This window comes from Herpetosiphon llansteffanensis, from assembly GCF_003205875.1.
GTDB classification, from domain to species: Bacteria; Chloroflexota; Chloroflexia; order Chloroflexales; family Herpetosiphonaceae; genus Herpetosiphon; species Herpetosiphon llansteffanensis.
Genome location: NZ_PUBZ01000103.1, coordinates 73775 through 87625 on the forward strand (window position 1 = coordinate 73775; position 13851 = coordinate 87625).

Genomic DNA, 13851 nt, shown 5'->3' on the forward strand with positions numbered 1-13851 from the left:
TAGCATACCAATAAATGCCTAGCCCACCATCAGTCGCAAGATGCAGCTTAAATCGGTCGCATGCAGATAGTCTTGAAGCTCCAGAAAAGCCAAAATAGCATATCAAATGTTTGCTTGGAGTACAATCATGACGATCTATTTTTATGCAGTTTCGGCAGAATTCGGCTGTTTCTCAAACTTTTCGGCCCATGGATTTAAGCTTGATGGCCAGTATTGGCCCACCAGCGAGCATTATTTTCAAGCCCAAAAGTTTGCTGGCACTGACTATGCTACGACTATTCGGCTAGCCAAATCGCCAGCGATTGCTGCGCGCTTGGGTCGCAGCCGCAAACAACCGCTGCGCCGCGATTGGGAAGCGATCAAAGACGATGTAATGCGTCAAGCCTTGTTGGCAAAATTTCGCAGCCACGCCGATATTCGGGCAATCTTGTTGGCAACCGACGATCAGCCAATCGTCGAAAACGCGCCAGGCGATTATTATTGGGGCTGTGGCGCTGATGGCTCAGGCAAAAATATGCTTGGGCAATTATTAGTCGAAATTCGTCAAAGCCTACGTGATGAGGAACGTGAATGAGCCATGTGCATTTTTCAATCGAGCAATTACACCATTTTCAATGTACTGCATGTAGCGGCTGGTGGAGCATTGGCGATGCTCCGCCCCGCGATCATTGGTTTTGCCCTTGGTGCGGCACGCAATTAATTAATGCAGGCCCGTTGCCGCCGCTGGCCTCAAATGGTGATGTTGCCGAAAGCCCAAGCAGCCCAGTTTTGAATGATGGCCTGGCAATCGATTGAGCATTTGGCGGCGCAGCAAGCGCTAGTTGGCAAGCAGCGCCGAATCATGTACGATGGCACAAGCAGTTTTTTGAAGGAGCCGTCCATGCTAAACCCCGCTGATCAACTGTTACTCAAAAGCCTCTGCAACGATCTTGTAGCCGTCGAAGAACAATTAAGCGAGCTTGAAGCCCATCGCGAGGCTATTCGGGCGCGACTCTCAGAATTGGTTGATCAATTGGGCGGCAAAATTCAATTGCGTGGCTTTGGCACGCTCCAAATTTCCAATCCTTCAGTCGTCGTCTCCTACGATCGCAAAGGAATTGAGCAATTGGTGCAAGAATTAGAGGAAGCTGGTAATTTTGCCTTGGTCGATGCAATTCAGACCTCGCGCAAAGAATCGATGCGCAGCGGTGGCCTACGCATCATGCGCGAAAAGCTCTAAGCCATGCGGTTATCAAGCAGTCAATTAATCAAAAGCCTGTTGGTTGTTGCAATGTTGAGCATCGCTGTGCTGCAATTGTATCGCCAACGCGTGCCACCAGCGTTCAATCTGCCCGCAGTTGCGAGCGTTCAAACGACGCACTCAATTGTTGGTATTCACACCCGTTTGATGGGGTTGGATGAGGCGACAATTCGGCGGACATTGCAGCAAGTGCGCGAGATGGGCGCAACCACAATCATCGATCTTTTTCCGTGGGCGGTTATTCAGCCCCGTTCAGGCAATAGCTACGAGTGGACAGGCAGCGATATGTTGATTGCCCACGCTCAACGCCAAGGTCTCACCGTGATTGCGCGGCTCGATTTTGTGCCAGCTTGGGCGCGGCCAGCCAACACCAACGATCGCTATATCGATCCTGATCATTATGCAGCCTATGCAGATTTTGTGGCGGCGTTTGCGCAGCGCTATGTGCCGCAAGGCGTGCGGGTGCTGCAAATCTGGAACGAGCCAAATTTACGCTTTGAATGGGGCGACCGTGCGCCAGATCCGGTGGCCTATGCCAACCTGTTGAAAGCAGTCTATCCACGAGTCAAAGCAGTTGCTCCGGAAGCGCTGATTACCTTGGCTGGGCTAGCCCCTGGTGGCCCGACTGGGCCGATCGATCCCCAAACCTTGAGTGTTAACGATCTGACCTTTTTAGCATTATGTTTAGCTGAAAAACCGCCGTTTGATGCAGTTTCGGTGCATGCCTATGGCTCGATCAATCCTGCTGAGCAAGCGCCTGAGCCAAGCATTACCAACTTTCGCCGCACAGAACTTATTCATGATTTAGTTACGGCGGCAGGCTACGACGTGCCATTTTATATCACCGAAGGCGGCTGGAACGATCATCCGCGCTGGCCGAACGCTGTACCGCCGCCAATCAGGGTGCAAAATACGCTTGCTGCCTATGAATGGGCAGAAGAGCATTGGCCATGGATGCAAACCGTTGGTTTTTGGCAATTCTCGTTGCCCAATTTAACCTATACCTATGCTGATAATTATACGTTTGTGGCTCCTGATGGCACGCCAAAGGCAATTTATTATGCGGTGCAGCAATTTACCCAGCAGGATTAGAATTATGAATTATGAGGGATGAAGAACGCAGTAGAATTATGAAGTATGAATTATGAGGGATGAAGAACGCAGTAGAATTATGAAGTATGAATTATGAGGGATGAAGAACAGAGAACATAGAGCATAAAAATCAAAAATCAAAAATCAAAAATCAAAAGTCAGAAATCAAAAACTTCTAGCCCCATCTTCGTGCCCTTCGTGTCCTTCGTGGATCGATCGTTTAACGCAGAGGCGCAGAGGAAGCATGGCACTAGGCTATCGGCTATCGGAAGATTATTCGTGGAATTCGGGCAATTCGTGGCTAAAAATAGAGGCTATAGGCTATAGGTTGGCACGAACCTAATCCTCAACATCTGTGCCAATCTGTGGCTAAACAATAAAGCTTCGCGTTCTTCACGTTCTTCGCGTCCTTCGTGGTTCCGTTCCTTCGTGGATCAATTCGCCTACGCATCTTGACAGAGATCACACAATTCTCTATACTCAACTGGTAAGTGGTCTGACCAGTTGGTGAGTATGAGCGAATTACAACGACCTGCATCGTATTGCGAAGCGCAATTGATCAACCGAATTATTGGTGGCAGCTATACTGCTGGAACGAGTTTGCCCAGCGAGCGTGAGCTAGCCGTACAGTTGGGCGTTACGCGGCCAACCTTACGCGAGGCAATTCAACGCTTGGCACGTGATGGCTGGCTCGTGGTGCAGCAAGGCAAGCCAACCATGGTTTGCAATATTTGGCATGATGGTGGTCTCGGCGTGCTACGGAGTTTGGTGCAGCATAGCGCCGAGCTACCAGCCCAAATTGTGCCCCAACTGCTGGCGGTGCGCCTCGATTTAGCCCCAACCTATACTGCATTGGCAATTGAACATCACGCCGAGCAGATTGAGGGCTTGTTGCAAGCGGCCCTCCCATTAGCTGATAACGCTGCGGCCTATGCAGCATTCGATTGGCAATTACAGCATCAACTGACGATTGCTTCAGCAAATCCAATTTATACCTTGATTTTAAATGGCTTTCGCGATTTCTATAGCATGATGGCCTTGCACTATTTTGGGCTAGCGCAGGCGCGGCAGCAATCAGCAGATTTTTATCAGACCCTGTTGCACGCCGCCAAGACGCACGATGTTGAACTCGCACGCCAAGCGAGCCAAGCAGCCATGCACCAAAGCATCGAGCTTTGGCAACAATTAAGCACAAACACCAATCAATAACTAAACAAAGGGGTTAATATGCGCCGTTGGAATGGTTGGGGCGATGAAACGAAAGATTATCCGGTTAAAGCTGGCATTTTAGGCTTGTTGAAGCAGTTCATTGGGCTTGGCACAGCGCCAAAAGATGTTGGCTTGGCTGATGTTTTGGACAAGGTGCCAGCATCACGCTTGCCCCAGCACGATCTGATTAGCACCGATCCTGAACTGCGAATTCGCCATACACGCGGCCAGAGCTTTGCCGATTTGGTGGCCACGCGTAGCGGCGATTTGGGCCAAATTCCTGATGGCGTGGCCTTGCCGCAAACTAGCCAAGAAGTGCGCCAGTTGCTGACGTGGGCTAGCACCAATAACGTAACCTTGATTCCCTATGGCGGCGGCACCAGCGTGGCTGGCCATATCAATCCAGTTGAAGGCGAGCGGCCAATTTTGACCGTCAGCCTTGCCAAACTCAATCGCTTGCTCGAGATTAATCCAACGGCGCGTTTAGCCCGCTTTGGCGCGGGCATCAAAGGCCCAGACCTCGAAGCGCAATTGCGAGCCTTGGGCTTTACGCTCGGCCATTTCCCCCAATCGTTTGAGCTTTCGACGCTTGGCGGCTGGATTGCGACACGCTCAAGTGGCCAACAATCACTTGGTTTTGGGCGAATCGAGCAATTATGGGCTGGCGGACGCGTTGAAACGCCGCAAGGCGCGCTCGAATTAGCGCCATTTCCGGCTTCGGCTGCTGGCCCAGACCTGCGCGAAATGCTGCTTGGCTCCGAAGGTCGCTATGGCATTATTACCGAGGCCACAGTGCGGATTCGGCCAATTCCTGAGCTTGATGTAGTGCATGCAGTGTTCTTTGCGAACTGGCAGCAAGCCCAAACTGCTGCCCGTGCAATCGCCCAAGCCCATGTACCGTTGGGAATGCTGCGCCTCAGCACGCCCACCGAAACCATGACCAACTTGGCTTTAGCTGGCCACGAACGGGCAATTGGCTTGCTCGAAAGTTTTTTGAAATTGCGTGGCGTTGGGGCCGAAAAATGTATGCTACTGGTTGGATTTATCGGCAGCAAAGCCCAAGTTGCGCTCAGTCGTCACGCTGTTTTGAGCCTGGCTCGGCAGCATGGCGGGGTTCACATCGGCCAAACGTTTGGCAAAGCGTGGCAAGCTGGCCGTTTTCGTGCGCCCTATCTGCGCAATCGGCTCTGGGAGCTTGGTTATGGCGTGGATACAGTCGAAACCGCCACGACATGGGAAAACGTCGACTCCTTATTGCAGCAACTGGAACATAGCCTGCGCAATGGCTTAGCCGCTGAGCAAGAACAGGTGCACGTCTTCACTCATCTTTCGCATTTCTACTCGACTGGCTCAAGTATTTACACCACCTATGTGTTTCGGCTGGGTGACGATGCTCAAGCAACCATGGCACGTTGGCAAAAACTCAAAACCGCTGCTAGCCAAGCAATTGTGGCAGCAGGCGGCACTATTAGCCATCAACATGGCGTGGGGCTTGATCATCGGCCTTATCTTGAGGCCGAAAAAGGTCGCTTAGGCATTGGCGCGTTGCAACAACTTGGCCAACATTTCGACCCAGCGGGCTTGCTGAATCCCGCCAAATTATACGAGGACGGCCAATGAACCCACGTTTGCAATGGAATGCTGCTTGGCGCGAACGAACGTGGCACGAGCTACAGCAGGAATGGGATGTGATCATCATTGGCGGTGGCATCACCGGAGCAGGTTTATTGCGCGAAGCAACCCGCGCTGGCCTCAACGCGCTCCTGCTCGAAGCCCGCGATTTTGCCTGGGGAACCTCAAGCCGCTCATCGAAATTAGTGCATGGTGGCTTACGCTATTTGGCGCAAGGCCAAGTGCGGGTAACCCACGATTCAGTAGTTGAGCGCGAACAGCTCTTGAATGAAGCACCTGGTTTAGTTGGGCCGTTGGGCTTTTTGATTGGCTTACCCCAAGGCAAGCCGCTGAAGCGCTGGGTTTATCAGGCGGGATTATTGGCCTACGATGCCTTGGCCCGTCGCAGCGAAGCCCATTATTTGAGCCTGCCCAATTTGCGTTTGCAAGCACCCTACCTCGATGAGACCAAGCTAACAGCTGGTTTGCGCTACAGCGATGCCCAAACCGATGATGCGCGTTTGGTTTTGCGGATTTTGCGCGAATCAGCAGCAGCAGGCGCAAGCTTATTAAATTATGCAGCAGTTACGCAGCTTGTCCGTGAAGCTGAGCAAGTCGTGGGCGTGGTGGTGCGCGATCAACTCAGCGAACGCGAGCAAACTCTCAAAGCCACAGCAGTCATCAATGCCACTGGCGTTTGGGTTGATCAGCTGCGGCAACAGATTCAAGCGCCAGCTAAAATGCGCCCATTGCGCGGCAGCCACTTGGTGTTTGCCCAAGCAGCATTACCGCTGGCCCAAGCGATCAACCTTGAGCATCCCCGCGATCGGCGGCCAGTCTTTTTTGTGCCGTGGGAAGGTGTGAGCATCGTCGGCACAACCGACCTTGATCACGAACCAGACTTATGGCAAGAGCCAAGCATCAGCCCTGCTGAAGTGGAATATTTGCTCGAAGCAGTGCAAACAGCTTTTCCAAGCTTGGGTTTAGATTCAACCCATGTCATTTCGACCTGGAGCGGCGTGCGACCTGTGGTCGATACTGGAGCCAGCGACCCATCTAAGGAATCGCGAGATTATGTTTTGTGGCAGGAGCAAGGGCTGCTGACGGTAACTGGGGGCAAATTAACTACATTCCGTTTAATTGCGCTGGAAGCATTAAATCTCTTACGCCAACGCTTGCCCCAGATTAAGCTTTGGCCGCATGCACCACGGCTCAATCCTGCGCCAGCTGATTTGGCTGGCAAGCTACCGCCACAGATCAAGCAACGCTTGTTGGGGCGCTATGCAGCCGAAGCGCCAGCAATGTTGCAAGCACTGCCAGCAGATGAGTTTGCGGCCATCGATGGATTGCCAAGTTTATGGGCCGAAATGCGCTGGGCTGCTCGCTACGAAGCAGTCACCAATTTGGGCGATTTACTGTTGCGGCGCAGTCGCTTGGGCATATTGCTGCCAAATGGCGCGGCGGCACATCAAACCCAAATTCAAGCGATCTGCACTGAGGAATTGGGCTGGGATGCAGAGCGTTGGGCCAGCGAGTGGCAGCAGTATCAACAATTAATTGCTCAGCATCATGGGTTGCCAACTGCGGCTCGTTAATGTTGCTCTAATTTGACATTGCAGTGAAGCAAGCTATAATGCAATCAAACCTTCTCCTCTCTCTTCTCTCCCACAAGCGGCTCCATTATGCGAGCCGTTTGTGGTTTTAGCTGCTTTTTACTTCCACAGTCAATTAATCATTCTATCTTAGACACATACGTTAGATTGTGATATTTATTACATAGTAATCAATCGAAACCTGTGCATTCATGGCCTAGACATGAGGTGTCGATGGATATTACTATTGTGAGTTACGGTTCGCGGGGAGATGTGCAGCCATTTTTGGCGCTTGGTCGAGCATTGCATCACGTTGGGCATACAGTTAAGCTGGTTGGCCCGGCCAATTTTGCCGACCTAAGCCAAGCAGCAGGCGTGCCATTTGCCTCGGTTGGAGTTGACATCCAAGCCTATTTGCGCGAGCGAATGACAAGCTTATCCAAATCGCAGAATTCGATCCGTTTGTTGAAAAATTTGCGCAATGAACTTAATGAGCTGATCGAGCAAGTTGCCCACGAAACCTTGCACGCATGCCAAGGCACTGATTGCATTATTGGCACCGGTCCCCAAACTGCGAGCTTCGCCGAAAAAATCGGAGTCCCATTTATCGAAGCCGTGCTGCAACCTGTAACCCCTACGAGCGCATTTCCATCGCCGATTGCCCCCAGCTGGCTGAAACTTGGTGGAGTTGCCAACTATCTGACGCATCTTGGGTTTGAGCAGATTTTTTGGCAAATTTTCCAACCAACTGTTAATCGAGTGCGAACGCAGGTGCTTGGCTTGCCATCGTATGGCTTCGGCAGCCCATTTGCCAAGATTCGTGGGCAGGTTGCGCTACGGCTGCATGCCTATAGCAACTATGTGATGCCTCGCCCAAACGATTGGCCCGATCAACATCAGGTTACAGGATTTTGGTTTCTGCCGCCGCCGAGCGACTGGTCGCCACCAACAGAACTGACTGATTTTCTCGCTGCTGGGCCTGCGCCGCTGTATATTGGCTTTGGCAGCATGATGGGTGGCGATCCGCAAAAATTAACCGAACTTGTGAGCGAAGCCCTAGCGCGCACTGGCCAGCGTGGCATTGTGGCTGGAGGTTGGGGAGCTTTAGGCGAAACGACGGATGCCAACGATCAGCTATTATTCGTCAAAGATGTGCCACATTATTGGCTTTTCCCCCAAATGGCGGCAATTGTGCATCATGGCGGCGCTGGCACAACTGGCGCTACATTACGCAGTGGCAAGCCCTCAATTGTCGTGCCATTTTCCTTTGATCAACCATTTTGGGGCGGCGGGTAGCTGAACTTGGCGTGGGTTCTGCGCCCATTCCGCGCAAGCAACTGACGCTTGATCGCTTGGTTACGGCAATCAATCAGGTAACAAAGCAAGCATCAATTCGCGAGCGCGCAGCCCAGCTTGGTGAGCACATTCAAGCTGAACATGGCACGGCCCAAGCAATCGATCATATTCATCGGATGCTGCGCCGTTAAGCGTTCAAGCAATTTCTTCTGGCTCAAGCACTGGCAAATTCCACAACTCTTCAGGGACTTGCATATGAATCTGCGTGCCACCGTGTTCAGGTGTGGAAATTGTTAGGCTGCCGCCGATCACCATCAACAAGCCGCGATGTAAACGCAGGCCGCTGCCGCTGCCAGCAGAGCTTGGCTGATTCGCGCCCATGCCCACGCCATCGTCGCAAATATTGACCACCAAACCATGTTGCCAATCGATCTGAACGTTGAGATTCAAGTGGCGGCGCGGGTCGTTGCCACGAGCATGGCGGGCTGCATTGCGCAATGTTTCCTGCAAGGCATAACTAATCACTTCGCCAATAAACTGCGGTGTATCGGCCAAACGTGCTTCGGCAGCAGGCGCAACGCAATAGGCTATGTTATCAAAGGCATTACCAAAATCGACCAAAACCATATCGTGCAGGGTTTGCGCCAAGCCACCTTGGGCCAAACGATGCGGCGTTGCAGGCGGCAACGAGCGAATCAGTGCCGAAAGTTTGGTATGGGCCTCGGATAAGGCCTGAATCGTTTGTTGGGCCAGTGGATCGTTGGCCGAAACTGCGCTCAAATGAATTAGCGCGGCATGAATTTGCGGCAACACATCATCATGCAAGGTGCGGCGACCTTGGCTGCCCAACACTTTGACTTCAGCAATTCGTTGGCGCAACACATCGCCCAACATCCGCGCCGCCCGTTCGCCAGCTAAGGCATCGGTCAAACGCGCACAGCAGGCCGCCGCAACTTCCATTAATTCCTCGCTATAGACTGCGCCACTTTGGGGCGAACCAAGCACCAAGGCCCCAGCCAAACCGCGACCATCCCACAATGGAATGGCCCATTCAGCGCCGCTTTGGGCTTTTAATTGAATCCCCGAAGTGCGGCGTTCAGATGAAATTGGCAATTGCTCAAGGATGGGCGTTGGCGTTTGGCCCCAATGATAGCTGATCACTTTGGGCAAGCCAGGCACTGCATCACGCAACAATAAGCAAGCACGTTCGGCACGCAGCACATCACGGCTGATCGCCTCGACCAAGCCCTCGACTGAAGCAGAAAGGCTGGCTCCGCCATCGAGCAAGCGATCTTGAAAGTGCAAACTGCCGACGAAAGGCCGCAAGCGCTCCATAAACGCCTCGTGCTCCACCCGATAGCGCCAACTCAACAAGCCATAAGCCAACGAAGCCAAGGTTGTAGCAAACAGCACAATATAAATTGAGGCAACTTGGAAGGCTGAACTAACGCCCACCATTAATGCAAAACCGCCAGCAATCGCCACCAACCAACGCCATTGATCGATGCGATTCCACTGTGGCAAGGGCCGATCGGTAAAGGCGGCATAGGCACCCATGGCTTGGCCAGCAGCACCCAAGGCGGCGGCAACCACGATCAACACCATCACATCTAATTGAAAAAACAGTTCTATTGCGCGATCGGCGAGCCAAGCCACCTCTGGCGTGCGCACCGAGGAGCCTTGCGAAAACACCACTACTGCGCCGATTAGGGCCACAATTCCCGCCAGCAAACCAAGCAATGACGTGCGAATCAGCCAAGAGCGCACCCGCAACCACGCCTGATGCGGCAGGTTATTGCGCCGCCCGGGGCCAGTCAACAAGGCATGAATTGGCAAGCTAAAACACATGATCAAGGCCAAGAGATAACCCGCCACGATAAACGGCAAGTTGGCAACGAGCCATGCTGGCACAAATTTCAAGGCCAAAATGCGGGCTTCTTGGGGCAATGGGTAAATTGCGGTCAGCACCAAGCCCAAAATCCCAATAAAAATGCCCATCGTAAACAGCAGCAATTTATGAATGCGCAAGCTCTTGCCGCTTACGCCCGTATACCAAATCATTGTGGCATACCAGGCATAGGGCGCGAGCAGCGAAACCACGCTGATAACCCGCCACCAAAAGGGCAAGCCAACATCAACCACCGGCGGGCCACGGCCAATAATCGCAGCGTGAATCAAAAAGAACACGCCAGCCATCAGCAAGCCAGCTGCCGCCAAGCGTGGGCCACGTTCACGCCCGCCATCAAGCGTCACGGTCATACCCAGCCATAAACAGATAATTGCATTAAAAATGGAAATTGCGAGGGCAATCGATTGCAGAATAAAAATCATTGAGTGCTACCTATCCGCTAGTTGTTTTATCATACCAGCCGCAAGCTAGCACCTAGGTGCAAAACGAATTCCCTCACCCCCCAGCCCCCTCTCCCACTCAATGCGGGCGAGCGGGAGCCGACCCTTGTTGCGCACCACATGGCGGTAAAAGCACACGATTAAAGCCCCTCGCCCGCGCACGGGAGAGGGGTTGGGGTGAGGGGATCTTAAAAACTAACGACGATCTCAGCAATGAGATCGTCGTTCTTGGGTTGAAATTCAGCTTATTGGCAGGTTACGCCATTGAGTTGGAAGGCGCTACTAGCCAAGCTTGGTGGGCTACCAACACCTTGGAAACCAAAGTTGACGCTGCCACCATTGCCTGCAAGGTTGCCGTTCCAGCCAGCGTTGCTGACCGTGACTGCGCTGCCTGTTTGGCTGACTGTGCCATTCCACAGGTTGCTGATGGTTTGGCCGTTGGGCAAGTTGAACTTGACGTTCCAGCCATTCAAGGCACTTGCTTGCAGATTGGTCACCGTTACATCGGCAATGAAGCCCGAACCCCATTGGCTTGGTACTTTGAACTCGACCTTGCAAGCGCCGCCAGTGCTGGTTGGGATGGCGGTTGGCACTTGGGTTGGCGTGCGGGTTGCGGTTGGCACGCTGGTTGAAGTCGCGGTTGGAACGCTCGTTGCCGTCGACGTTGGGCCTTGGGTTGGCGTACGGGTGGCGGTTGGAATGCTGGTTGATGTGGCCGTTGGCGCTTGGGTTGGCGTGCGCGTGGCCGTGGCAATTGGCCCTGTGGTTGGTGTTGGCTGGTTGCTATTAATCACGCCAACTGTCAGATAGTCGGCGAAAATCGTTGCTGTGCCAGTGTTGCCAGTCAAGGCATTGAATTCAACGCCCAACTCGCGCACTTGGTTAATATCAGGCACGCCAGCTAATTCAATCGTCAGCAAGCTTGTACCCGAATCAAGCAACACCGTGCCGCTATCTTTCCAATTCCAAGCACTACCAGTTTTGATGTAAAGCTTAGCATTGAGACCGTTCCCAACATTTTGGGCGCTTAAGCGAATTTGGATGCGTGATTGACCTGCCAAGTTCAGTTGAATTGGCAGCTGAATTGCTGCTGGCGTAGCGGCCAAATCAACTTGGGCTTTGATGCCCCGTTGGCCATTGGCGGCCCAATCGCTGGTTACAACTGGCCCAGAAACCAAATTCGAGCCAGTCCAGCCTTGCAGCGTGCCATCTTCAAAATCGCTCACCACAATGCCGGGCAATGGCGTTGGGGATGGCGTACCTGGGGTTGCTGTGGGAGCGATCCCAAGCGTTCCATTCCAAAGCTGGCCAACATTGGTACGATTCAAGGTTGCCCAGTGGGCATAGGTGCTTTGAATCCGGCTATCGCTGTTGCGATAGAACATATCGGTGTGCCAGATCACAAAGTAGGCAAAGGGGGCGCTGCTCAAAAGCGCTGGATCCATCATATAGTCGGTTTCGCTGAGGGCTTTAATCTTGGTTTGCGAAAAACGACCAAGATCTTCGTACCAGCTAACGTAATTACCCGAGGTTTCGTTGTATACGTCGCTGCCCAAAATATCTGCTTGGCCATCGGGATACCAAGCGGTACTGACCCCTTTGACCCCAGGTGTCCAAACCCAGATCAAGTTGTGCAGGCCACGCGTGGTCACCAAATAGCTAAACATATCATCCCAAAGGCGGCGATAGTTGATAGCGCCGTTATCTTTATCCCACCAGAACCAGCCACCGCCAGCCTCGTGGTAGGGTCGCCACAGCACTGGCACGTTGGCATCCTCGAGTTGCTGCAAATCATCAGCAATATTATCGAGCCAAATCAGATAATTATTGCGCTCAGTTGTGCCGTTGACAAACATATTGTCAATATCAACCACGGTGAACATATCTTGGTGGTTCGTGCCTTGGCTGGCAACGGGAGTCCAGTGTTGGCTGATGGTTGGAATAACCTTGGCGTTAGTCCAATCGCTGATGATCGCGTCGATCATCCATTGGCCATCGTTGGGCAATGCGCCGCCAATGGGAAAATCCCAGCCGCGCAGCGCGGGGTAACGTTGGGGATTGGTGCGGGCATAGACGGCATTCGACATTTCGTCTTTGCGGCCATTATCCCAGTGAACTTCTTGCTGACCGCCGAGCCAATACTGACCTTTGTATTGTTCGAAACGATCGAGCACATTTTGGGCATACGGGGCGAGATTCGGATCGGCGGCTTGATAGGCGGTAATTGCGGCCTTGGTAGTGTGCGTTGGTAACAAACTCAGTGAACCAAGCAAGACCCCAAGGAGCGCAATGGTCAACAACGACCGCGAACGGCTCAGGTTCGACCACATAGCGACAATCTCCTTTGATTGAGGACACTCAGCGTTGGGTATTGATCGTGGGTAGAACGAGGCTAGGATGCGATAGCTACACGTGCGAATGTCCAAGAGTCCAGAGTGAATGCAGGAACATTCCCATCAGCGATAATAGTATAAATTTGTAAAGAGTCAATTAAAATCTTAAGTATTTCTTTAGAATTTGAACGTAAAAGGCGCGCGATCAAGCTTGATCGCGCGCCTGTTGGATTGAAATCGCTATTTATTGCTGGGCAAATTTAAATTTTGCCTTTAGCTCCATCGTTGGGCATGGTTTTTTTGAAAAAGCTGTCGGCAGCAGTGTGATAGATAATCACACCTTCTGGCTGCATGAAACCAGGAACCATGCGGCTCCCATTGAGCCGTAAATCGTCCAAACATGCCTCGATTGCAGCAGTATCAAACAAACCATCGTAGAGCACGGGCACAACCTCGCAGCAAGCAGGGCGATTCTCGGCGTTCCAGCGCGAGGTATTGAACAAAGCAAAACGCCGTTCGTTCAGCCCATATTGGCGCTTGCCAACGCGGTGGCCAAACCACTCGCCATGGTGACGGCCAACGCCTAGTTCAAGCAGCGCAGTATGGTTGGCAGCAACCCATGCCGCAAAGCCATAGTTATCATCATCCACAGTTATCCAGCGGCTACGGCTGCCAGCTCGAATCTCGCCCTGTTCATTGATCAAAATACAGGCGTTGGTGCCATCAATTTTCTCGGTCACAATCACTTGGCGGGCCAAGCGGGCAATTTTGGGAAAAGCTACAAACTCATCACTCATCATTCACCTCATTTGCTAGAACGTAAAACTTAACCTTGCCAAGCATACGCAGCATTCGTTGGGGCGGAATCGGTCGCAAGTTGGGGATTCTAGTGGGTACAAAGTCCCCTCATCCCCAGCCCCCTCTCCCACAAAAACGCGGGCGAGGGGGAGCGGTCATTTTGCCAAAGCATTGGTGCAAAACCACGAAATGAATGCCTCTCGCCCACTAGAAACGGGCGAGGGGCGAGCCGACCGTTTTTCACCAAGAATTGCGACAGAACCACGGGGTTAAAGCCCCTCGCCCGCCGCGTGGGAGAGGGGTTGGGGTGAGGGGATCTTAAAAACCTACC

General features: G+C 52.6%; 12 protein-coding genes. 9 read left to right on the forward strand and 3 right to left on the reverse strand.

The annotated features are described in order from the left end of the window. The first annotated feature begins 127 nt into the window (after positions 1–127). The 9 genes from ybiA (at position 128) to C5S61_RS15310 (ending at position 8231) form a co-directional block, all read left to right on the forward strand. Complete coding sequence (ybiA, locus tag C5S61_RS15270) at positions 128–574, forward strand: riboflavin biosynthesis intermediates N-glycosidase (protein ID WP_110516079.1); 447 nt, start codon at positions 128–130, stop codon at positions 572–574. Next, positions 571–795 (forward strand): hypothetical protein, encoded by a 225-nt coding sequence (locus C5S61_RS15275; protein WP_110516081.1) that lies wholly within the window; start codon positions 571–573, stop codon positions 793–795. Before ybiA ends, C5S61_RS15275 begins: the two co-directional genes overlap by 4 nt. Beyond that, positions 773–1219: a hypothetical protein gene (locus C5S61_RS15280; protein WP_110516083.1), complete on the forward strand. Its 447-nt coding sequence runs from the start codon at positions 773–775 to the stop codon at positions 1217–1219. Before C5S61_RS15275 ends, C5S61_RS15280 begins: the two co-directional genes overlap by 23 nt. Positions 1220–1222: 3 nt before the next feature. Then, positions 1223–2332 (forward strand): GH39 family glycosyl hydrolase, encoded by a 1110-nt coding sequence (locus tag C5S61_RS15285; RefSeq protein WP_110516087.1) that lies wholly within the window; start codon positions 1223–1225, stop codon positions 2330–2332. A gap of 513 nt (positions 2333–2845) precedes the next feature. Next, on the forward strand, positions 2846–3541 hold the full coding sequence (gene fadR, locus C5S61_RS15290) for a fatty acid metabolism transcriptional regulator FadR (protein ID WP_110516089.1): 696 nt from the start codon (positions 2846–2848) through the stop codon (positions 3539–3541). An 18-nt stretch (positions 3542–3559) separates the two neighbouring features. Further along, on the forward strand, positions 3560–5161 hold the full coding sequence (locus C5S61_RS15295) for an FAD-binding oxidoreductase (protein ID WP_110516091.1): 1602 nt from the start codon (positions 3560–3562) through the stop codon (positions 5159–5161). Continuing rightward, complete coding sequence (locus C5S61_RS15300; protein WP_110516093.1) at positions 5158–6747, forward strand: glycerol-3-phosphate dehydrogenase/oxidase; 1590 nt, start codon at positions 5158–5160, stop codon at positions 6745–6747. Before C5S61_RS15295 ends, C5S61_RS15300 begins: the two co-directional genes overlap by 4 nt. A 231-nt stretch (positions 6748–6978) precedes the next feature. Beyond that, positions 6979–8040 (forward strand): glycosyltransferase, encoded by a 1062-nt coding sequence (locus C5S61_RS15305; protein ID WP_110516095.1) that lies wholly within the window; start codon positions 6979–6981, stop codon positions 8038–8040. An 11-nt stretch (positions 8041–8051) separates the two neighbouring features. Next, positions 8052–8231: a hypothetical protein gene (locus C5S61_RS15310; RefSeq protein ID WP_124033438.1), complete on the forward strand. Its 180-nt coding sequence runs from the start codon at positions 8052–8054 to the stop codon at positions 8229–8231. Between the two features lie 4 nt (positions 8232–8235). Here the strand turns inward: C5S61_RS15310 and C5S61_RS15315 are convergent, their stop codons facing one another. The 3 genes from C5S61_RS15315 to C5S61_RS15325 form a co-directional block, all read right to left on the reverse strand. Continuing rightward, a complete protein-coding gene (locus tag C5S61_RS15315; RefSeq protein WP_110516099.1) occupies positions 8236–10371 on the reverse strand; it encodes a sensor histidine kinase in 2136 nt (711 codons plus the stop codon). Positions 10372–10634: 263 nt separating this feature from the next. After that, positions 10635–12719: a glycosyl hydrolase gene (locus tag C5S61_RS15320; RefSeq protein WP_110516101.1), complete on the reverse strand. Its 2085-nt coding sequence runs from the start codon at positions 12717–12719 to the stop codon at positions 10635–10637. Between the two features lie 263 nt (positions 12720–12982). Further along, the gene (locus tag C5S61_RS15325; RefSeq protein WP_110516103.1) at positions 12983–13519 is read right to left on the reverse strand and encodes an RNA ligase family protein; all 537 of its coding nucleotides are present in this window, start codon (positions 13517–13519) and stop codon (positions 12983–12985) included. Between the last annotated feature and the right edge of the window lie 332 nt (positions 13520–13851).